This is a genomic window from Paraglaciecola sp. 20A4 (assembly GCF_011378905.1).
Taxonomy (GTDB): Bacteria; Pseudomonadota; Gammaproteobacteria; order Enterobacterales; family Alteromonadaceae; genus Paraglaciecola.
Genome location: NZ_WTPY01000012.1, coordinates 1 through 21,437 on the forward strand (window position 1 = coordinate 1; position 21,437 = coordinate 21,437).

At 43.0% G+C, this 21,437-nt stretch carries 17 protein-coding genes; 11 read left to right on the forward strand and 6 right to left on the reverse strand.

Annotated features, from left to right (window positions below; translation table 11 throughout):
- Positions 1 to 325: 325 nt before the first annotated feature.
- On the forward strand, positions 326 to 2,254 hold the full coding sequence (locus tag GQS54_RS12535; RefSeq protein WP_205967746.1) for a methyl-accepting chemotaxis protein: 1,929 nt from the start codon (positions 326 to 328) through the stop codon (positions 2,252 to 2,254).
- Positions 2,255 to 2,291: 37 nt separating this feature from the next.
- Here the strand turns inward: GQS54_RS12535 and GQS54_RS12540 are convergent, their stop codons facing one another.
- Entirely contained in the window at positions 2,292 to 2,921 is a 630-nt protein-coding gene (locus tag GQS54_RS12540; protein WP_166424326.1) for a YigZ family protein, read from the reverse strand.
- A 201-nt stretch (positions 2,922 to 3,122) separates the two neighbouring features.
- Positions 3,123 to 5,741: a phosphoenolpyruvate carboxylase gene (gene ppc, locus GQS54_RS12545; RefSeq protein WP_166424327.1), complete on the reverse strand. Its 2,619-nt coding sequence runs from the start codon at positions 5,739 to 5,741 to the stop codon at positions 3,123 to 3,125.
- A gap of 301 nt (positions 5,742 to 6,042) precedes the next feature.
- On the opposite strand from ppc, the gene GQS54_RS12550 reads away from it, so the two are divergent.
- Both GQS54_RS12550 and GQS54_RS12555 read left to right on the forward strand, forming a co-directional pair.
- Entirely contained in the window at positions 6,043 to 6,663 is a 621-nt protein-coding gene (locus GQS54_RS12550) for an FKBP-type peptidyl-prolyl cis-trans isomerase (RefSeq protein WP_166424328.1), read from the forward strand.
- A 177-nt stretch (positions 6,664 to 6,840) separates the two neighbouring features.
- Positions 6,841 to 8,406 (forward strand): SulP family inorganic anion transporter, encoded by a 1,566-nt coding sequence (locus GQS54_RS12555; protein WP_166424329.1) that lies wholly within the window; start codon positions 6,841 to 6,843, stop codon positions 8,404 to 8,406.
- Between the two features lie 77 nt (positions 8,407 to 8,483).
- Here GQS54_RS12555 and GQS54_RS12560 read toward each other — a convergent pair whose 3' ends face one another.
- On the reverse strand, positions 8,484 to 8,654 hold the full coding sequence (locus GQS54_RS12560; RefSeq protein ID WP_166424330.1) for a DUF3545 family protein: 171 nt from the start codon (positions 8,652 to 8,654) through the stop codon (positions 8,484 to 8,486).
- Positions 8,655 to 9,035: 381 nt separating this feature from the next.
- On the opposite strand from GQS54_RS12560, the gene GQS54_RS12565 reads away from it, so the two are divergent.
- The 6 genes from GQS54_RS12565 (at position 9,036) to GQS54_RS12590 (ending at position 16,042) form a co-directional block, all read left to right on the forward strand.
- Positions 9,036 to 10,634 carry a cation:proton antiporter family protein gene (locus GQS54_RS12565; RefSeq protein ID WP_166424331.1) on the forward strand — a complete coding sequence of 533 codons (1,599 nt, stop codon included), beginning with the start codon at positions 9,036 to 9,038 and terminating at the stop codon, positions 10,632 to 10,634.
- Positions 10,635 to 10,796: 162 nt separating this feature from the next.
- Positions 10,797 to 11,792, forward strand: a complete 996-nt coding sequence (locus GQS54_RS12570; protein WP_166424332.1) for an alpha/beta hydrolase — start codon at positions 10,797 to 10,799, stop codon at positions 11,790 to 11,792.
- Positions 11,793 to 12,230: 438 nt separating this feature from the next.
- On the forward strand, positions 12,231 to 12,971 hold the full coding sequence (locus GQS54_RS12575; protein ID WP_166424333.1) for an antibiotic biosynthesis monooxygenase: 741 nt from the start codon (positions 12,231 to 12,233) through the stop codon (positions 12,969 to 12,971).
- Positions 12,972 to 13,390: 419 nt separating this feature from the next.
- Positions 13,391 to 13,873 (forward strand): MarR family transcriptional regulator, encoded by a 483-nt coding sequence (locus GQS54_RS12580; protein ID WP_166424334.1) that lies wholly within the window; start codon positions 13,391 to 13,393, stop codon positions 13,871 to 13,873.
- Between the two features lie 2 nt (positions 13,874 to 13,875).
- Positions 13,876 to 14,940: an HlyD family secretion protein gene (locus GQS54_RS12585; protein WP_166424335.1), complete on the forward strand. Its 1,065-nt coding sequence runs from the start codon at positions 13,876 to 13,878 to the stop codon at positions 14,938 to 14,940.
- Between the two features lie 10 nt (positions 14,941 to 14,950).
- A complete protein-coding gene (locus GQS54_RS12590; protein ID WP_166424336.1) occupies positions 14,951 to 16,042 on the forward strand; it encodes a DUF2955 domain-containing protein in 1,092 nt (363 codons plus the stop codon).
- A gap of 72 nt (positions 16,043 to 16,114) precedes the next feature.
- Here the strand turns inward: GQS54_RS12590 and pgi are convergent, their stop codons facing one another.
- Both pgi and tal read right to left on the reverse strand, forming a co-directional pair.
- Entirely contained in the window at positions 16,115 to 17,758 is a 1,644-nt protein-coding gene (pgi, locus tag GQS54_RS12595; RefSeq protein ID WP_166424337.1) for a glucose-6-phosphate isomerase, read from the reverse strand.
- 82 nt (positions 17,759 to 17,840) lie between these two features.
- Positions 17,841 to 18,794, reverse strand: coding sequence for a transaldolase (tal, locus tag GQS54_RS12600; RefSeq protein ID WP_166424338.1), 954 nt, complete (start codon positions 18,792 to 18,794; stop codon positions 17,841 to 17,843).
- Between the two features lie 216 nt (positions 18,795 to 19,010).
- On the opposite strand from tal, the gene GQS54_RS12605 reads away from it, so the two are divergent.
- Positions 19,011 to 19,502, forward strand: a complete 492-nt coding sequence (locus tag GQS54_RS12605; RefSeq protein ID WP_166424339.1) for a hypothetical protein — start codon at positions 19,011 to 19,013, stop codon at positions 19,500 to 19,502.
- Positions 19,503 to 19,695: 193 nt separating this feature from the next.
- Complete coding sequence (gene yaaA, locus GQS54_RS12610) at positions 19,696 to 20,469, forward strand: peroxide stress protein YaaA (protein ID WP_166424340.1); 774 nt, start codon at positions 19,696 to 19,698, stop codon at positions 20,467 to 20,469.
- An 82-nt stretch (positions 20,470 to 20,551) separates the two neighbouring features.
- Here yaaA and GQS54_RS12615 read toward each other — a convergent pair whose 3' ends face one another.
- The gene (locus GQS54_RS12615) at positions 20,552 to 21,292 is read right to left on the reverse strand and encodes a helix-turn-helix transcriptional regulator (protein ID WP_166424341.1); all 741 of its coding nucleotides are present in this window, start codon (positions 21,290 to 21,292) and stop codon (positions 20,552 to 20,554) included.
- Between the last annotated feature and the right edge of the window lie 145 nt (positions 21,293 to 21,437).

Below are 21,437 nucleotides of genomic sequence, written 5' to 3' on the forward strand. Positions count from 1 at the left end.
GCTGGTGTTGTATCTAAAATTCTATAATCGTTTAGATTAAGAATTCATTAAGGTCACTTCGGTGGCCTTTTTTTATGCCCTCAATAAAATTATTTACCGCTCAATTCCATTAAAGTTTTTACGGCTTTCCAATAGAATAAACGCTCAGCTTGCCCTTTTATCAGTCAAATGTGAGTGTATTTGACTATCGAAGGTCTGGCGGGTTCATTTACCGACAATTAAGCTAATTATTTGGCGATTTACCTCGATTTTAATCATGCTGATAGTATCCTTGCCGATATCATACAGGGTATTAACTAAAATTTTTTCGAGCAAAAGGCCACGCATGAAACAGCCATCTATTAAACGAAAAGTTATTCTGACGTTGACATTATTTGTGTTGTTTACATCGGCGCTTGTTGGCGGTATTAGCATGATGACCGCACGTTCCAGTGTTGAAGACCGTGTATTAAATACTGAGCTACCGAATATTATAAAGCGCATTGGTAATCAGATAGATAGCAAGATAACTATTATGCAAGTCATAGCGACTCAAATTGCTACGGACCCATTTATCTTAGAGTGGAACGCGCAAGGCCATGCTGAAAGTGGTGAAGAAATGCTGGTTAAATTTTTAAAAAAGACTGCTCAAACGTATGACTTAAGTGCCACTTCATTTGTTGACAAGCAAAGCGCCCGCTATTGGAACCAAGACGGCTTTCTTCGTACCTTGGAAGATGATGCTGCCGATGGTTGGTTTTTTGATTATACCGCTAGCCAGCAGCCCTTTATGGTGAGCATATATAGGGATCCTAATACTGGCGATACCAGTCTTTTTGTTAATTACCAACAACCAAATGGTCGGGGATTATCCGGTACCGCAAAATCTTTTAAAGATGTGGTCGATTTATTAACTAGCTTTACATTAGAGCAGTCAGGGTTAGTTTACTTGGTTGATGCCCAAGGTCAGGTCCAACTCCATACTGACACCGGTCTCATCAATAACGCGGATCTTAATAGTTTGTACTCTGGTAACTCAGTAGGGACACTACTGAGCAAAAACGAATTCAACCTTGCAATTATTGACGATAATGGTATCGATATGATTGTGGCTTCAAGCTATATCCCTAGTATGGATTGGTTTGTTGTAGCTCAAGTTCCCTACCATGAAATGTTTGCTTCTTTGGATAACGCAACGTGGCATATCACCCTTTGGTCGGTGTTAATTACAGTATTAGCATGTATCGCTGCTTGGTTTGTGGCCAGCAGTATTACCCAACCTATTAGCCAACTCGCCGACGTGTTTACTCAACTTGGCAAAGGCAATGCAGATCTTGCTTTCCGTCTGCCAGAACGAGGCCAAAAGGAAATTGTCGACGTAGCCAAGGGGTATAATCATTTCGTGGCCCATTTGGATGCGACCTTTCTACAGATTACGAATAACAGCAATGCCTTAAAGGATTTTGCACGCTCGCTGCAAGATAAAGCCAATACTACCGTAGAAAGCGTTCGCCAAAGCGATCAGTATACCCAAGATATTTCAATGACACTCAGTCAAGTGAGTATTGCCGTAAATGAAGTCGCTAGAAGCGCTGAATCTGCCACCTTGGTGGCAGTACAAATCAACGTTGAAGGTGAGAAAATTTCAAATGTAATCACCAAAACACAGCAAGATATAAACAGTTTAGTCAGTAAGATAAATGATGTAGCCGAGGTTATCCGGTCATTGAGTAGTAATACCGATACCATTGCTAAGGTGCTGGAAAATATACAGGCGATTTCTGATCAAACGAATTTGTTAGCGCTAAATGCAGCCATTGAAGCAGCTCGGGCGGGGGAGCAAGGACGCGGCTTTGCTGTAGTCGCAGACGAAGTGCGCACTCTGGCTAAGCGTACAGCGGACTCGACCCATGAAGTTCAGGCTATCATGCAAGAATTGAAACTTACGTCATCGTCAGCGACAAAAGAAATTACCTCGATTACCGAGCAGTCTAAAATTACCGCTGATTCGATTGGTACAGCGCATCATGTATTGGATGCCAACAGCACTCATTTTAATGAAATTACTCAAGCTAACCGCTCGGTGGCAGCGGCAACTGAAGAGCAGTCTGTGAGTATAGAACTGATAAATCGAAACATGCAGGATATTAGACAACGTTCCGAACAAAATATGCTGAAAATAGCACAAATGGCTGATGAGTCAGGTGAGGTAAATGCACTTGCGATTAAGCTTGATAAGCTAATGCATGAGTTCCAAAAAGGCAGGGGTAAATAGATTAGTGACGATTAACATTAAAGGGTAATCCAGATGTTTAATTATTTGCTGATAAGCGGCTAATTGATAATAGTTTATTATCAATTAGCGCTGCTTTATTCATCAGGTTCGCGGCGTGTTTCGCTTCTATCGTGACAGTCACTGCTGCCTTGTGTCCAAACTCTGATGATTCAATGGTTAGTGAGAATTCCCGTTTAAAGTCGTCTACAACGCCCTGTAGGGCATATTCATAGTTAATTACCAATAACTGCATGGCTACTCGTTTTTTAGTCGTGAGTCGCGTTAAGGCCTGTTTGACGCCGCCACCGTAAGCTCTGACTAATCCACCTGTACCTAACTTAATACCGCCAGAGTAACGCACAACGACGGCAGTAACTTCGCCAATTTTGCTTCCTTGTAACTGAGCGAGTATTGGCTTACCTGCTGTTCCACTGGGCTCGCCATCGTCACTAAACCCTAATTGCATAGAATCTGTCGGTGCTCCAGCGACGAATCCCCAGCAATGGTGACGCGCAGCACCGTGCTGTTCTTTGACTTGCCGAATAAACGCTTTAGCTATTTGAGTACCGGGGGTATGCGCCAGTTGAGTAATAAAACGGCTACGCTTTATTTCTTCCTCAAATGTAATTGTTGCAACAGGAATGAGATAGGGGGAGGGGATAGCCATAAATTGGGTACGATAAAAATGTGATGTCTAATTTAATACACAAGAGTATACCAATTATAAAAAAACTGTCTCAAGTGAATACCAGAGACAGTTTATCGACAAGGATGTTTATAGTGTCTAATTAGTCGCGTTTGACTGTAAATGCGACTAATTAGAGTCTAGCTTGAAGAGTATTACCCCGTAGACGCTGCCCGGTAAGTATTACCCTGTATTCCTCATACCCACTGCTATACCGGCGATGGTAACCATCATGGCTCGCTCTAAGGTTGGGTCGGCTTCATCTTCTTTCGCTCGAATACGCTCTAACAACTCGATTTGTAAGAAGTGCAACGGTTGCAGATATCCATCGCGTATATTCATTGACTCTTTGCCTTTAGGATCCGACTCCATGACTTCTTTTTGATGAAGCAAATCAAGTAACAACGCCATGCTCATATTGAGTTCATCACGTAATGCGTCACCCAAATGACGTAACTCTTCTGGTACCAAACGTTTATCATATTCAGCACTAATTCGAGGGTCCGCTTTACCGAATACCATGTCGAGCATAGAAAAACGTGAATGAAAGAACGGCCAGTTCTGCAACATATCATCAATTAATGGACGTTTTCCTGCATCAATTGCCGTTTGTACCGCTTTCATTGCACCTAACCAAGACGGCAATACCAAGCGTGTTTGTGCCCATGCAAAAATCCATGGGATCGCGCGTAAGCTTTCAATACCACCACTTGGCTTGCGTTTGGCTGGGCGACTACCTAACGGCAGCTTACCGAGTTCTTGTTCTGGTGTCGCCACTCTAAAATACGGTACAAAAGTGGGATCGTGACGCACTGTATTACGATAGTTATCACGGGCTGTAGCAGAAACTTCCTTGATCAGGTCTCGCCATTCTTGCTTCGGTGCAGGTGGCGGCGAAATCAATGCCTCAAGTATGGCACTGGCATAAAGCGCTAAGCTTCGCTGGGCTAATTGTGGCATGCCAAATTTGTAGCGGATTGTTTCGCCTTGCTCAGTAACACGAAAGCCACCTTTTAATGAACCTGGAGGCTGCGATAAAATAGCTTCGTGCGCAGGTAATCCACCACGACCAATTGTGCCGCCGCGTCCGTGAAATAAAGTTAAGTTGATATCGTACTTGTCGGCGATACCGACAAGCGCTTCTTGAGACTCATACTGTGCCCAACCTGCGGCCATCGCGCCTGCGTCTTTAGCTGAATCAGAGTAACCGATCATGACGTACTGATGACCCTGAATATATCCACGATACCAATCAATGTTCATGAGTGCGTCAATCACACTAGATGCAGCATTTAAATCGTCCAAAGTTTCAAACAATGGTGCAACAGGCATTGCCCATGACACACCAAACTCTCTCAATAATAAATGCACACAAAGCACATCAGATGGCAAGCTCGCCATTGAGATAATGTAAATACCAAAGCCTTCTTCACTATGCTGTGCAACGATTTTGCACGTATCTATGACTTCTTGCACGTCTGCAGATGGTTGCCATTTTGAAGGGAACAACGGACGTTTAGAGCTTAGTTCTTTTAGTAAGAAGGCTTGTTTATCTTCTTCGCTCCAGTTTGCGTAATCACCCATACCTAGGTAGCGAGTCAGTTCGCTAAATACATCAGCATGACGCTCAGCATCTTGGCGAATATCTAGTTTCAGTAAATGTACGCCAAAACAATGAACGCGACGGATGGTATCTAGCAGACGACCATTAGCAATAATGCTCATTCCACAGGCTTGCAGAGAGTTGTAACACAACATCAAAGGATCGAGTAGTTCATTTTTGCTGGAAATCCACTGGCTATCATCAACCGAATCGTCGGTCAAAAAGTCAGCGATGCCATTTTTCGTTGCAGTAAGCTTATTCAAAAGCGGACGTAATAATGCGCGATAGGGCTCAAGTTCATCGCCGACCTGTGCGCGGATTGTTTCATCACAATCGCTCATTGATAGCTCAACTTGCAGCATGTCTACGTCTTGCGCAAACAACTTAGCAGCTCGCTTACGCGCTAGTAGCAATACTTGCTGAGTAACCTTTGAGGTAACAAATGGGTTACCGTCACGGTCGCCGCCCATCCAGGAGCTTAATTTCACTGGTGCTGCGTCAAGTGGCAGTGCCAAATTGTATTTGTCTTCAAATTTAGTGCTTAGTTCACGGACAAAATCAGGTACCGCTTCCCACAACGAATTTTCGATAACCGAAAAGCCCCAACGCGCTTCGTCTACTGGAGTAGGGCGTACTGTGCGAATTTCTTCGGTATGCCATGCTTGGGCGACTAAGTCGGCGATACGCGTACGTATTTTATCACGCTCGATATCTGATAAGCCCGTTTGGTGCTCGATCCGTAAACACTGCGCAAGCTCACTGTGTTTGTGTATCAAAGTACGACGCGTGACCTCTGTTGGGTGCGCCGTTAGCACCAATTCAATGCTAAGCTGGTCGACTGCTTTTTCAAATGTATCAGCTGACACATTCGCTTTATCCAGATGACTAAATAGTTCCTGCATAGGATCTTGGTCATGAGTGGCACTGTTAAACTCTTGCTCAGCGATGTTGGCCAAATTTAAAAACTGTGAAAAAGCACGGCCTACGATCAATAACTGTTCATCTTCGAGCTCGCTAAAGAGCGCTTTAAGTTTGTCAGTGCATTCACTTTCGCCTTTAAACGACTGGCGTCCGTCTAACCTGATGGTTTCTATTCGTTGCAGCCATTCATCCCCTAATTGGGCTCTGATCGTGTCACCTAACGTTGAACCGAGTGTACGTACGGTATCTTTAAGTTGTGAGTCTAGAATTTTTGGCACTGGTGCCTCCGCTGGAATAATAGAAGATTAAGAAATTGTGCTAAAAACAGCCGTTACCATACTGTGAACAGTATGAATTGTCTAAAACGTGATGTAGGCACTTGGCAAATAGATGCATACTTTTACCTTAAACTTAGCAGCAGGGATAGGTGTATTTAAATCTGAAAGCTTTCAATGCTGGTTACCAATCCAACAAGTACAGATGCTTTTTTAAAACACCAGACGCTTTGTGATACCATATCGGCCATTTTTCTGCGAAGCGGTGTGATTTTACGCCCTTTTTCAAATTTTAGGAGTCATTGTGACAGATAAATTTACAAGTGTTGAGCTGCAAGCGAGTTACGGTATTGGTCTTCAAATGGGCGAGCAATTGCGTGCCAATCCTTTCGACGGCTTGGATATCTCAGCCGTGCAAGAAGGCCTAGCGGATGCATTCAATTTGCAACCCGCTCAAGTAACTAACGATGTACTTCGTGAAGCATTCAACGAAATTCACCAGCGTATGCAAGCTGCTAAAAATGAGCAATTTGCAGAAGCTCAAGAAGAAGGCGTTGCTTTCTTGGCTGAGAACGCAAAGCGTGATGACGTCACGGTAACTGAGAGTGGTTTACAGTACGAAACGGTTAATACCGGTACTGGTGAAATTCCTACAGCTGCTTCTACTGTACGTGTTCATTATCATGGGACCTTATTAGACGGCTCTGTATTTGACAGTTCTTATGATCGTGGTGAGCCCGCCGAATTCCCAGTAGCCGGCGTTATAAAAGGTTGGACTGAAGCGCTTCAGCTGATGCCTGTAGGCACTAAGTTGCGTTTATTCGTTCCACATGACCTAGCATACGGCGAACAAGGTGCAGGCGGTGCAATTGCTCCTTTTAGCACATTGGTATTTGATGTTGAGTTGCTCGATATCATCGCGTAATCAGTTTTACGTATTTGAAAAGCCGGTTCGCCGGTTTTTTTTGTGCCTAATTATCGCTAAGCCGTCACAAAGCGCATAAAAAGTTCTGGGTTTAACAAACTGTTAAAACACCTTGTTGCATTTTGCTGGTAAAATAACCGGATATTAATGCTGTTGTGTAAAAATTGAGGAAATTGAATGATTGATCTAACAGGCAATCGTGACAGTAATGTCAAAAACGATGTGCTATCTGGTATCACGGTTGCGTTGGCTTTGGTACCTGAAGCGGTTGCGTTTGCTTTTGTCGCAGGTGTCGAACCTATGGTAGGGCTTTATGCTGCCTTTATGATGGGTTTGATTACGTCCGCCATTGGTGGTCGCCCTGGTATGATATCTGGCGCGACAGGGGCAATGGCCGTCGTTATGGTGGCACTCGTAGCACAGCACGGCGTGCAATATTTGTTCGCTGCGGTATTACTGGCGGGATTACTGCAGGTCTTAGCCGGAGTATTTAAGCTCGGCAAGTTCATTCGTTTAGTTCCGTATCCAGTGATGCTGGGGTTTGTAAATGGCTTAGCTATCGTGATTTTCTTGGCTCAATTGGGTCAATTCAAAGTGATTAATCCACTGGGCGAACACGTTTGGATGCAAGGTAGTGCCATGTACTACATGGTTGGTCTTGTTGCTTTGACGATGGCAATTATTTTCTTATTGCCTAAATTAACCAAAGCAGTACCTGCTTCGTTAGTCGCGATTGTTACTGTCACATTATTGGTGCATGGCTTAGATTTAGAAGCCCGTACGGTTATCGATTTTGTTAGAGATATGCTTCCCGCGGATCAAAAAGCCGGGGCAACCTTAGCAGGTGAGTTACCTACGTTTGCTTTTCCTGTTGTGCCCTTTAACCTAGAAACGTTATATATAATTTTACCTACCTCGGTGATTTTAGCCTTGGTTGGCTTGATTGAGTCACTACTAACCTTGTCATTGATCGATGAAATGACCGATACCCGAGGCAGCGGCAACCGTGAATGTGTTGGCCAAGGTGTCGCAAATACAGTTAATGGTGTCTTCGGTGGAATGGGCGGTTGTGCCATGATCGGACAAAGTATGATTAATATTAATTCTGGTGGCCGGGGTCGCTTGTCAGGTATTACCGCGGCATTGGTGTTACTTGGTTTTATCTTATTTGCCGCGCCTTTGATTGAAATGGTTCCGTTGGCAGCGTTAGTTGGCGTGATGTTTATTGTGGTGATAGGTACGTTTGAATGGGCGTCGTTCCGAATTATTCGCGGTGTAAACAAAGAAGATGCTTTTGTGTTATTCCTTGTGACAGCGGTGACGGTTATTGCTGATTTAGCCATAGCCGTTATTGTTGGTGTTATCGTTTCGGCATTGGTATTTGCTTGGAAACACGCCAAACATATCTCAGCAAAAACTCATACTGACGACGATGGCTGGAAGGTATACGAGCTACAAGGTCCGTTATTTTTTGGTTCAGTCTCTTATTTTAAAGACTTATTTGATCCGCAAAATGATCCGCAAGATGTCGTCATTGATTTTAATGACTCGCGGGTCTGGGATTCGTCAGGTATCGATGCTATTGATTCTCTTGCTGATAAATACCAAGAACAAGGTAAAAAGCTACATATTAGGCATATTTCAGCTGAGTGTCGGGCGCTTATGACAAAAGCCCAAGGTTACGTGGAAATGAATTTGAATGAAGATCCGCGCTATAAGATTGCGACTGACAAATTAGGTTAATTACCTAAGGTAGTTCTAGCCATGCGCAAAACTAAAAAAACCGCTGAGGTCTTCCTTAGCGGTTTTTTTATATGAGATTAGAACATCTCTAGTTCGTCAGTTTGGGACATGCCGAGCTCGCGCAATTCTTGCCGCAGCTTATATTGGTCATGAATAGTTTCTATCTCTCTCCACTTCCTTTTTGTTGTTTTTGTTTTACTTGGGCGGGATTCGTTATCAATTACAGTTAATAATTCTGATGTATCCATTGAGATCTCCATTATTATATAATGTATAGCATTGAAATCTTTGAACTTTCCATTTGCTATTAGTACGCAAAGTTCAAATAATATTTACCATAGGCAGGACTAAAATAGAATGTTTTTCTTAACTTTTTATTAACGTTTGGTGAAGTTTTTTTGACAATGAAGATCAAAATGTGAGCAACTGCGCGGGTTCCAGACACTTTTAGTCATAATTTTGTTAAATTAGGCCGATGCCAATTATTTCCTGGCCACGCCTATTTTTAGCTGTTTATAAAATTAATTAGCTGTCATGGCACAATAATCTTGAGTAGAAGCATCTTGCCTCTTGATTAATAACTTAATGTTGCCATGCTACGAACAAAATAAACTGAAGTAGTAATGTAAATGGAAATAGTTTGGCTTTTATTCGCCTTCGTTGGCGGCTTAAGTATGAAGCAATTAGGCTTGCCGCCACTGATCGGTTTTTTAGGCGCCGGCTTTTTATTAAATTACTTTGGTTTTGAAAGCTCAGAAAATCTGCAATCATTAGCAGACCTGGGTATCACTTTGATGCTCTTCACCATAGGCTTAAAACTGAATATCCGCGACTTACTCAAACCAGAAGTATGGATAACGAGCGCTCAGCACCTGCTGATTTGGGTGTTGATGGTAACAGGGATAATGTTTGGTATAGGTTATCTGGGGTTGTCTTACTTAGCTGATATGTCGTTGCAACAAGCCGCCTTACTTGCCTTTGCTTTGAGTTTTAGTAGCACAGTTTGTGTGGTGAAAATATTGGAAGAAAGTGGCGAGATGAAAACGCGCCACGGGAAAATAGCCATCGGCGTACTGGTTATGCAAGATATCTTCGCTGTGCTATTTCTGGTTTTTGCGGCAGGTAAAACTCCTACTTTATGGGCATTTGCCTTGTTCGCGCTGTGGTTCGCCCGTCCTATATTCTACCGCCTGATCAACAGTGCTGGTCACGGCGAGTTATTGCCCTTAACGGGCTTTTTGTTTGCATTAGGCGGTTACCATCTATTTGATTTAGTCGGCGTAAAAGGAGATTTAGGGGCGTTAATTATGGGGATGTTAATTGCCCCGCATGTTAAGGCGTCAGAACTCAGTAAGTCTCTTCTGAGTTTCAAAGATTTGTTTTTGGTTGGCTTCTTCTTATCCATTGGATTAATCGCTCTGCCAGACATGGAAATGGTCATGGTGGCACTATTGCTGTGCGTATTGGTACCCCTTAAGTTTCTACTGTTTTTCACTACGTTTGTGCAATTCAAGCTACGAGCACGTACGGCATACCTATCCGGTTTGGTGCTTAGTAACTTTAGCGAATTTGGTTTAATAGTCGCAGCATTGGCGGTGAGCTCCGGTTGGTTTAGCCCTCAGTGGCTAGTCATTATTGCCCTTTCTGTATCGTTTTCTTTTATCTTTACCAGCTTGCGTTATAAATCAGCCCATAGTCAGTATCTAAAACTTAAATCCTTGTTACGCCAATATGAAAGTAACGTTAGATTGAAGGAAGATATATATCAGCAACCGGAAGGGGCAAGCGTATTACTTATTGGTATGGGCCGAGTCGGTAGAGGCGCGTTTAGCGCACTGTCGCCTTCGCTAGGGGATGAATTATGTGGTGTTGACGCTGACCCCCAGCGGGTACGAAAGCTTCAAGATGAAGGTTTAAAAGTGATAGTAGGTGATGGGGAAGATGCCGATATGTGGGAAAATGTAGATACCACAGATGTCAGACTGATTCTCCTGGCATTACCGTCTATCGATGATACCGCGCATATTACCCAACAGCTTAGAGTTGCCGAGTACCAAGGTAAAATAGCTGCCATCGCTCGTTATGACGATGAAGTTGAAAAGCTTATGTCGACTGGTACCGACTATGTATTTAACATGTTTACCGAAGCGGGCGCGGGCTTAGCGGAAGAAAGCTTGCGTATGTTAAGTGGCGAAGGTGAGTATGAGGTGGCCAAACCCCTGCCATAAAGGCGGTTCTATACGTTGATGTGCGACATACTCTATTACGTTAAACATAGTATGAGGATAGGGTGTGCATGCTAGCATTTACGGTATTGATGCTCATTTTCACACTTTATTTACCGAGTTGCACCGAGTTGTACTCTGTGCAATTAGCACTAGGGGCTACAAATGAAAATTTTATATATATTGGCAGGCGTGATTTTTAGTTTGTCTTTAGCGGCCAAACCGTTGGACGTAAAATCGTTAAGTTATGATGCGACATTGAGTGACGTAGCGTATCCATTCCCAGTACAGCATTTTGCGCTCGATTCTCAAGGTCAGTCGTTAGATATGGCGTATATGTACTTACCTTCTACTGACAACAAAGAAGTTGTTGTATTACTGCATGGCAAAAATTTCAATAGCGCTTATTGGCAGTCCACCGCTAGCTATTTGCACGAACAGGGCTATGGCGTTCTGATGCCCGATCAAATCGGCTTTGGTAAGTCTTCCAAGATGGTGGACTATCAGTATTCGTTTGCAACGTTAGCTCAGCATACAAAGGCACTTATTGATTCCCTCGGTCTAAATAACAGTATTATTCTTGGTCATTCAATGGGGGGCATGTTGGCTACTCGGTTTGCCTTGATGTTTCCAGAAAATGTCACGCGATTGGTTTTGGTTAATCCTATAGGACTAGAGAATTATCTTATTTATACGCAATATCGAGATCCTGAGTTCTTCTATCAACAAGAATTGAAAAAAAGTGCCGAATCTATTCAAGCCTACCAGCAGAAAAATTATTATGCCGGTAAGTGGAATCAAGATTACGCTATGCTGACTTATTTTTTAATTGGTCAAGCGCAAGGAGGAGATAAAGACACCATTGCTCGAGTGAACGCGTTAACCTACGACATGATATTTACCCAGCCGGTAATCGAAGAATTCAAGTATTTACAAGTACCAACGCGGTTAATATTAGGCACCAGAGACAGAACAGCGCCGGGACGCAATTGGCAAAAAGAAGGTAATACCCATCAGCTAGGACGCTATGATTTACTAGGAGCGCGGGTGGTAAAACAGCTTAAAGACGGAAAATTATATCCGTTGACTGGATTAGGCCATTTACCGCAAATAGAAGATTTCTCGCGTTTTAAAGTGGTACTCGAGCAAGCATTAGACTAAGTCAGTGGTGCGCAAAAACGCACGAATTTACGGTATTATCAACTCGTCAACGTTAAGTGTTGTTTATCGTTAAAGCACCAGCACCAGCACCAGTATCACCTGCGGGTGCAATTTTTCCCCTATATTTTATTTGTATTTAAACGTTCTTACACCTCTGAGACACAATGGTATTCAGATTCTAACTACGGGTGTTTCTAAACGCTATATCGAGCATCTGTTAATCTTAATGCTTTTCAAAAAAACAGTTATATATATTTTCTATAAGGTGATTATATAAAAACCCCTATTATCATTGTAAAAGCATGTATATAGACTTGGCTCCATTATCTAAGTACGCATTGATTAAGCGATAGATATGTTGCTAGAAGACATCACTATATCGTCTTCTAATTCTTAGTCCTGCAAAGCTTAGGGACGTTAATTTTGGTGGATAAAATCATGTTTGAAAATTTTGGATGGATAGTGGAAGCGAAACTTAAAGCCGGTCAGTTAGAAAACTTTAAAGGCGTAATGAATTCACAAGTAAATCGAGCTCTATTAGAAGATGGCACCAAAAATTACCAATATTATATGTCCGATGAAGGGGATATTTTAGTTTTTGAGCGTTTTAAAGATGCTGATTCTTCACATGAGCATATTGAAAACTGGGACGCGCATGCTGAACGTTGGATTGATGCGGCCGCGCCGACACGCATGGTGCATCTAGGCGATCTTCCTGATGATGTACGAGAACGACATTCAGCGCTGAACCCACTTTGGTTAAAACCCTTTGGTGGATTTGCGAGAACAGATTCTCAAGGAAGTGCCCTAACGTCTGAAGGGAATACCACTTTTGAAAACATTGGTTGGATCGTCGAAGCGAAACTGAATGATGGGCAATTGGCAAACTTTACACAGGTAATGGAATCTCAAGTTGAGCGAGCGTTGACTGAAGAGGGCACATTGAATTATCAATATTACATGTCTGATGCAGGTGATATTTTAGTCTACGAGCGCTTCAAAGATATAGCATCAGCCTATATACACATTCAAAACTGGGACGATCACGCTGAGCGTTGGGCGGTCGCGGCAATGCCTACAAGAATGATGCATTTAGGGGATTTACCGCAAGAGCTTAGAGCAAAACACGCTGCGCTTAGCCCGCTTTTATTGAAACCGTTAGGTGGCTTTGCAAAATAGACTCACTTTGGAAAACGGGTGACTTATTTTATCGAGCCACCGTAGAAAGGGAGATGGCTGTGCGACCTGATTTTTAGGTCGCCAAACCTATATATAAGATACCATTTCAGATTTATCCAACCAAAATTATTATTATTCTCTGGTGGCACTGTTTTAGGCCAGTTCACGACGCCGCATATCTTTCCTTAAACTACCTCTAAACATGCTTTGAGAGTAGAGAGGCTAAATAACACCTATTTCCTACTTTTTTATCAATCGTTAAAATCATCGCTTTTTCCCAATGTAACTGTTCTGCTAAAAAGTGTTTCAATTTATTAGTTAGCTTGCTAAGTAAATTATCGACCCTATAATACTTAGCATGCTAAGTAAATTGCACTGCCTGTTTTTAGATTCAGGAGAAAGAATAATATGAGGTTCAGATGTCAGGTAACAAACTTGAATACCGAAAGTTGAATGATCCTGCTTTAGGATGGTTATTGGGGCGAGTATTTCGTTTATGGCGCAGCGCTATCACTAAGACAGTTAGTCCCATGGGCATGACTGAGGCGCGTTGGTCAGTGTTAATGAATCTAAAGACACTAGGGGAAGGAACGTCACAACATATGCTAGCAAGCGAGCTTGGTATAGAGATGGCATCCTTGAGCCGTACTGTTAATCAATTAGTTACGCTGAATTTAGTGGAGCGACGAGTGCATCCAAATGATGGTCGTTGCCATTGCTTATGGTTTACTTCCACAGGCCGTGAGTGCATGCAGACGTTATCTGGCGGGGTTGATTTAGTACGCTGTGAATTAACTAAAGACGTGAGCGCTGAAGAACTGGATATTGTGTTCAGTGTTCTTAAAAAAATTGAACACAATGCCTGCTCCATGCTTAACAAAGACAATGAAGGTGGGAGATAGAGATGGCTCCAGACCAAATATTTAAGCGTTGGGTACATATCGCCCTAGCCATTTTCGCCTTGTCTTTCGTGTATTTTCTATGTGCAGATTTATGGATGCCCATCAGCACGCAGTCTCGGGTATTACATCCCGTGGTGAATATATCTGCCAAAGTGAGTGGGCAAGTGCAAGTGGTTCACGTACAAAACAATGAGAGCGTTAAAAAAGGGCAAATTCTGTTCAGTGTAGATAAGCGCCCTTATATGCTTGCAGTCGATAAAGCCAAACTCGCGGTGGAAAGTGCGGCGCAAACCAATATTGAATTAGATGCTTCAATTGCTGCGGCTCAGGCTAAAGTCGCTGCCAGCCAAGCGGATGTGGATGAACTTGAATTGGAAGTTGAACGAGTAGAGAACTTAATTAAGTCCAATACTGTGTCTCGTCAGCTATACGATCAAACAAAAGCAAATTATCGTGCTGCTCAGGCTCAGGTAGCAGCAGTTAAGGCTGACGTGGTTAAGTATCAAGCCCAGCGAGGTCACAATGGAAATAAAAATCTGTTGTTACGGCAAGCAGAAAATGCCTTAGAAAGTGCCCAATTACAGCTTTTTTATGCTGATGTTCGCTCTGAGGTCAGCGGGCACATTACTAACTTGCAGTTGTCACCAGGGAATTACGCCCAAGCGGGTTCCCCTGTTGCTGCTGTAGTGGTAGAAAAAGGGGATGTTGTCGCGGACTTTCGAGAAAAATCTCTTAACCATGTAAGGATTGGCAATGAAGCCAGCGTGGTATTTGATGCGTTCCCTGGTCGGGTGTTTATTGCCAAAGTGGTGTCCATTGATGCGGGTATTAAAGATGGGCAAATGAGCGCGAATGGCACATTAGCGGATCCGGAAAATTCAGATAGGTGGGTGAGAGATGCACAATATATGCGAACGCATTTAGCCTTGATTGACCAGCCAACCCTATTGCAGTCAATGCCGTCGGGTGCAAGAGCGACAGTGCAGTTACTTCCTATTGGTGGACTCGCGTCTTGGTTAGGCAAGGCACAAGCTCACGTTATAAGCGTTATTCATTACATTTACTGAGGGGTCTTAGATGGGAAAGCTTACCTTACTCTTACCCTTTAAGCGCAGGGGCAGTGTCGCGCGTCCAGCGCATCGAGCACTGACGCCTAATGAAGTGCGCCAATGCTTACGAGTGGCCTTTGGGGCTGCGTTAGGGTTTACTATCAGTAAATTAATGGGCTGGAATTATGGGACGTTTTTTACCGTTTATCCCATGTTGTTACTGGGCATGGTTCCAGTATTAAATAGTCATTTAATTCGTCAATTTCTAGCAAATATGACATTAGTCAGTATTTTTGTCTTTGTGGTGCAAGGCATGTTTGGGGATCAGCCAGTGCCTATGACGGTTGCAGTGTTTTTGATTTTCACGTTTATGTTTCGTTGCATGTCCCAAGGAGCGAACTTTTTGTTCGGCGCTGCGGGCATGGTGGGACTATCGATGCAATTACATTTTGCTAGCTATAGCAGTGCATCGGTGAGTGACTTAGTGATGTCTAATGTTGCCGCGAGTCTGTTAACTGTATTAATAGCGATGCTGATGCATTTATTGTTTCCCGACGTTGAAGCCAGAGCTCGGCCCCCAGCCGTAGATAAGCCCAAAAATAATGAACGTCATGAGGTCATACTCGCCTCTACTGTGGCAACCCTGTCCTTTATTATTTTTCAGGTTTTAGACTTACAAGGCTCATTATCGGCTCAGGTTTCATCAATATTGATTTTGTTTCCACTCAATTGGTATGGCGCGGGACGGGCGGCGTTCAACCGGGCTATTGGTACCTTGGTGGGTTGCAATGTGGGTTTAGTATGGCAATTCGTGTTACTGGATCATTCGGGGTTGCTTTGGTTTGTATCAATAGCGTTGTGGATAAGTGTGATGTTATTTGCACGCTATCACATGCTCGAGGGCGGGGGATCGGGTGCAGGTTTTGGCGCCATGACAACGATGGGGATCTTATTCGGTCAGTATTTATCACCTCAGCAGGATTTAGTTTACAACGCCTTGTACCGCTTCACTTCAGTTACCGTCTCGGTCGCAGCCACATTAACTGCGGTGTATTTAATGCACTGTTTTCTTAATCAGTTTGTTGCCACACGCTTTGTGGTGGTTAATTCTGCACCTTGAAAAATGGCCTTAACCATAAAAAAAGAGACCACGAAGGTCTCTTTTTTGTGCACTACACTAACGGAACATTCATTAACTGTTAGCTTGCCTAAAGCGTGCAATAAGCGCATTGGTAGAGCCGTCAAAAGATAAGGCTGCGTCTGTATTAACAATTTTATCTAACACTTGATTACCTAACTCTTTACCTAGCTCAACGCCCCATTGGTCAAATGAATTCACCCCCCAAATCGCTCCTTGAACAAACACTTTGTGCTCGTACATAGCCACTAATGCGCCAAGCGTTTTAGGATCCATTTGTTCAAACAACAAGGTGTTGCTTGGCTTGTTACCCGGCATGGTTTTATGGGTAGCTAATTTAACACGTTCGGCTTCATCTAAGCCTTTACCTTCAAGATCGGCATAACATTCATCAAACGTTTTACCTTGCATTAGTGCTTGAGTTTGACCAAAGCAATTTGAGGCAAGCATCGCATGATGGGTGTTATCTTGATTAGGTACCTTTAGCGGAAGCATAAAATCAGCGGGGATCAACAAGGTACCTTGGTGAATAAGCTGGTGGAATGAATGCTGACCATTGGTGCCTTCGCTACCCCAGATAATTGGGCCAGTGGCGTAATCTACCGCTGTGGTATCACCGCTGATGTTCTTGCCATTACTTTCCATATCTAACTGTTGAACGTAAGCAGGGAAGCCTCGCAAGTAATGGTAGTAAGGCAATAAAACATGGCTTTGTGCGCCAAAAAAATTGATGTACCAAACGCCTAGTAATGCCGTCAACATAGGTAAATTTTGCTCAGGTGGCGCACTTTTGAAGTGCTCGTCCATTTCAAAGGCACCTTCAAGCAATTGGCGATAATTGTCGTAACCCATGGTGAGTGCGATAGGCAAACCAATAGCAGACCACAGTGAATAACGTCCGCCGACCCAATCCCACATAGGGAATATGTTTTCTTCAGCCATACCAAAATCTGTGGCGGCTTTGATGTTCGATGAAACCGCAATAAAGTGCTTGGCAATATCTTGCTGAGTACCACCGGCTTTCAAGAACCAGTCTTTGGCCGTTAAGGTATTCTGTAATGTCTCTTGTGTCGTGAAAGACTTAGAAGACATAACCACTAAGGTTTCTTCATGATCAAGGCCAGCCAACACATCATGAATGTGGCATGCATCAACATTTGCCACAAAATGTACTTTAACCCCGTCAAACCAATAAGGCTTAAGGGCTTCTGACATGATTTTAGGCCCCAAGAAGGAACCACCTATACCGATGCTTACGATTTGTTTAAGTGCTTTTCCTGTGTAACCTTTGCGTTCACCGCTGTGAATACTGGCTACAAAATGTTTAATTTTTTCTTGGCAAGCAAGCACTTCAGGCATCACATCTTGGCCATCGACATAGACCGACTGGCCAGAAAAATTGCGTAAAGCGGTGTGTAATACCGCGCGGTTTTCAGTGTGATTAATGATGTTACCATTAAACATAGCGTCACGCTTTTGAGCGACTTGGCATTCATCGGCCAATGAGAACAAGGCTTTCATTACATCATCAGTGATCAGGTTTTTTGAGAAGTCTAATTCTATCCCGCAGGCTACCTGCTGATATTTATTAGCGCGGTTGCTATCGTTAGCGAACCAATCGCGCATATGCTGTTGTTTAACATCTTCAGCTAAAGAGGCAAGTTTTTGCCAAGTAGGGGTGTTAGTCAACGCAGTCATGCAAGACTCCTTTTGGATTAAATATCGATTTTATAAAGTAAAAAAAAGCGTCTAACCAGACGCTCTTTTCCTAATGCTTAAATTACAGATAGCTTTTTAGCAAAGTCTCAAGCTTAACTTGGTCTGCAGCAAAGTTACGTATACCTTCAGACAGTTTTTCAGTGGCCATCGCATCTTGGTTCATTTCCCAGCGGAAAGCTGCTTCATCAAGTGGTTGGCCTGGTTTTTTAGTTGCGCCATTATCTTTTAACTTAGTTTCAAGAGGAGCACCACTGTTGGATAGCTCTTCTAGCAAACCAGGGCTGATGGTTAGACGGTCACAACCAGCAAGCTCAGTGATTTCACCAATATTACGGAAACTGGCACCCATTACTACGGTTTTATAACCATGCTCTTTATAATAGTTATAAATTTGAGTAACTGATTGCACGCCTGGATCTTCACTTGCAGCGTATTCAGTTTTACCTGTTTTCGCTTTGTACCAATCTAAAATACGACCGACAAAAGGTGAAATCAGGTAAGCACCGGCTTCAGCGCAGGCTTGGGCTTGGGCAAAACTGAACAATAAAGTAAGGTTACAGTTGATACCTTCCTTTTCTAAGTGTTCAGCTGCTTTAATACCTTCCCAAGTAGATGCTAGTTTGATCAGAATACGACTTTTATCGATCCCCGCATCTTTATATAAGGCAATTAGTTTGTGTGCTTTTTCAATACTGCTTTTAGTATCGAACGATAGACGGGCATCCACTTCAGTAGAAATACGACCAGGTACGATATTAACGATATCCGTGCCTATAGTGACGGACAATTTGTCGCCAGCATCTACTATTTGCTGGGCTGCGTCATCTGACTGCTCTTTAGCCCAAGCGACAGCGCTTTCTAGATGCGAGCGATATTGCTCCATTTCTGCAGCTTTGAGCAACAACGAAGGATTGGTGGTGGCATCAACTGGTTGATATTTTTTGATTGCTTCAATGTCGCCGGTATCGGCAACAACTGTGGTGATATCGCGTAACGCTTGTAACTGATTGGACATGCTAACCTCGAATTCGTGATGTTGTAAAATTACAACATTTTAATCAACAAATGTATATGCTCTCAAACTATTATTGGGGGGTGATCACGTCACAATCAATGCCTTCATAAATTAATTCTTTATGACAGCAATACCGTAATAACTGAGATCGGGTGTAAACAAACAGGTAGCATAGGATATAACCGTTGTCCTGCATACGCGAGTAAAACACCCACAATGACAGCAAAAATAACGCTAATACAAGAAGACATAAATCTTTTGCCGGTTGATGCCATAATAAACATCACCTACTTGGAGGGGTCGCAAGAGCAAAAGAATGCTGACCAAGGCACTGATGGTATATGGCTAGATATTGCTCAGACTACAGCTGATGATCCGTGGGTAGCAAAGACGGTTATTAAGCTTGAGCTTTCCAGTGAGGTTGAATCCCTTGATGCGCTATCAGCACAAATTTATGCCGCATATTGCCAGGCATTGAGTCGCGCAGCGGCATCTGAACTGCGAAGTATTGCGTTGGTTGTGATTGGCCAGCGCACATCGGCAGATATTGGCGGTTTATCGATACTGTACCTTTGTCAGTTAGCCATTACCGCCGTCAATGAGGCGTCGATTCAATATGACAGTTTGCGAAAAATAATTATTTGTGCACAAGACGAAGAAGAATACGCATGCTTAGTCAAAGCCTTACAGGGCAAACAACTGCATTAATCTATATTTTTAGTTAGCACATTTTCGTATCGAAGGTGGAGCGCCGCGTTGTTACTCAGTGTATGTGCGAGTGTGTAGGGACAACGCAATAATAATGATTAACTTTACTGATTAGACCTATCTATTTTAATCGTTTGAGCGTCGGCTACGTATTGGTATCATAAGCCCAATTGATTAAGAATAAGGAACTGAGATGTTATTGGTAGTATCACCCGCAAAGAATCTTGATTTTGAGAAAACGAAAAATGCACCGCAATCCACTCAGCCTGAGCTTCTGGAGCATAGTCAGCAACTAATTGAGCGCAGTCGCAAACTGAGCCCCGCACAAATAGGTTCTTTAATGAAAATTAGCGATAAGCTTGCTGGCTTAAACGCGGACCGTTTCGCTGCGTGGCACACACCGTTTACCGATGATAATGCCAAACACGCCGTGTTAGCGTTTAACGGCGATGTATATGGCGGTTTGGATGCAGCGAGCTTTAGCGAAAAAGAATTTTCATATGCGCAAAAACATATGCGTATATTATCCGGACTGTACGGCTTATTAAAGCCATTAGATTTAATGCAAGCTTACCGTTTAGAGATGGGCACCAAGCTAGATACTGAGCGCGGTACTAATTTGTATCAGTTTTGGGGCGATATTATCACCAAAAAGCTTAATCAGGCTTTGGCTGAACAAGGCGACCGCATATTGGTTAATCTTGCCTCGAATGAATATTTCAGTGCAGTGAAACCTAAGGTGTTAGACGGCAAAATTATTGAGCCGGTATTTAAAGACTCTAAAAATGGTCAGTATAAAATCATCAGCTTCTATGCCAAGAAAGCCCGTGGCTTAATGGCCAGATATATTATTCAAAATCAAATTAGCGGTGTAAAACAGTTGCAAGCGTTCGACACCGCAGGCTACCGTTTTAGTGAAGAGCAAAGCTCCGGCAATAAATTAGTATTTTTAAGGGACGAGCAGTAACGTCATCATCGCTACTTCCCGATGATTAAGCTAAGGGTAGCGATCTTTCAAGCTAATGATTGCTACCTAATTACACCAACCTTTAGGATGTTTCTCTGCGCAAGTTTTCAAACAATGAAGGCTCCCATGGGCGCATGGCCATCAGTAGGCCAAAGTGCTGACGTTTACCAAGTGGTAGGCTCGCATCTTCTTGGTTTAACACCGCTGCTTCTTTGGTTAATTGGTTGAGTTTGCGTTGAATAATGTCTACTGAGGTTTGTGAATACCGCCCTCTAAGATAAAACCGAAACGTCCATGGCTCTTCTTTCTTCGGCGCCATAAATTTAACCATCACTTCACGTTCCATAAACCGCTCAAGGGGTCCTCCGGGGATCCATCTAAAGTCTTGAGCGATCAGTGATTTGTAGTGATTATTGGGCAGTAAGTCGATTATTTTTATGCGATCTAACTTAGCTAATAGCTGAATGCATTCATAGCTATCAATAGCATAGTATTGAATAATTTCATCAAATGTCCACGCATCGCGCACACAAACAGCCACCAGTAATAATTTAGTGTTACCGAGCAACTCATTTTCTTGCTCTACGGTGAGTTGCGTAAGCTGCTGGGTTTGCTTTTGGGCGATGATAAACAGATCAGACAAACTCATCTGCAGAATTTCACAAATTTGCTCTAAACGGTCGAGCGCGAAGCTATTGGTTGAGAATATTCGCTTGATGTTGGCTTCGCTCATATTGAGTTTTTGGGCAATGTATTTATAGGTGATCTGATGTTGACGCAGCAGCTGCTTTAAGGTGTTACTGATTTGACTGATCTGGCTCATAAATCTCTTTTGGTATCGTATTAATATACTTTTGGTCGCACTTGAGTATACATAAATGGTTAATGTTTACACAGGTAATACCAGAACATAGTCTATATCTCGTTCCTTGGGCTGTCGCACTATAGGAACGTAAACGTTATCTAAC

Bases quoted from the DNA above. Each gene is read 5' to 3' on its own strand.
- GQS54_RS12535 (WP_205967746.1), top strand. From the start codon at position 326: ATGAAACAGCCATCTATTAAACGAAAAGTTATTCTGACGTTGACATTA.
- GQS54_RS12540 (WP_166424326.1), bottom strand. From the start codon at position 2,921: ATGGCTATCCCCTCCCCCTATCTCATTCCTGTTGCAACAATTACATTT.
- GQS54_RS12555 (WP_166424329.1), top strand. From the start codon at position 6,841: ATGATTGATCTAACAGGCAATCGTGACAGTAATGTCAAAAACGATGTG.
- GQS54_RS12560 (WP_166424330.1), bottom strand. From the start codon at position 8,654: ATGGATACATCAGAATTATTAACTGTAATTGATAACGAATCCCGCCCA.
- GQS54_RS12565 (WP_166424331.1), top strand. From the start codon at position 9,036: ATGGAAATAGTTTGGCTTTTATTCGCCTTCGTTGGCGGCTTAAGTATG.
- GQS54_RS12570 (WP_166424332.1), top strand. From the start codon at position 10,797: ATGAAAATTTTATATATATTGGCAGGCGTGATTTTTAGTTTGTCTTTA.
- GQS54_RS12575 (WP_166424333.1), top strand. From the start codon at position 12,231: ATGTTTGAAAATTTTGGATGGATAGTGGAAGCGAAACTTAAAGCCGGT.
- GQS54_RS12580 (WP_166424334.1), top strand. From the start codon at position 13,391: ATGTCAGGTAACAAACTTGAATACCGAAAGTTGAATGATCCTGCTTTA.
- GQS54_RS12585 (WP_166424335.1), top strand. From the start codon at position 13,876: ATGGCTCCAGACCAAATATTTAAGCGTTGGGTACATATCGCCCTAGCC.
- GQS54_RS12590 (WP_166424336.1), top strand. From the start codon at position 14,951: ATGGGAAAGCTTACCTTACTCTTACCCTTTAAGCGCAGGGGCAGTGTC.
- pgi (WP_166424337.1), bottom strand. From the start codon at position 17,758: ATGACTGCGTTGACTAACACCCCTACTTGGCAAAAACTTGCCTCTTTA.
- tal (WP_166424338.1), bottom strand. From the start codon at position 18,794: ATGTCCAATCAGTTACAAGCGTTACGCGATATCACCACAGTTGTTGCC.
- GQS54_RS12605 (WP_166424339.1), top strand. From the start codon at position 19,011: ATGACAGCAAAAATAACGCTAATACAAGAAGACATAAATCTTTTGCCG.
- yaaA (WP_166424340.1), top strand. From the start codon at position 19,696: ATGTTATTGGTAGTATCACCCGCAAAGAATCTTGATTTTGAGAAAACG.
- GQS54_RS12615 (WP_166424341.1), bottom strand. From the start codon at position 21,292: ATGAGCCAGATCAGTCAAATCAGTAACACCTTAAAGCAGCTGCTGCGT.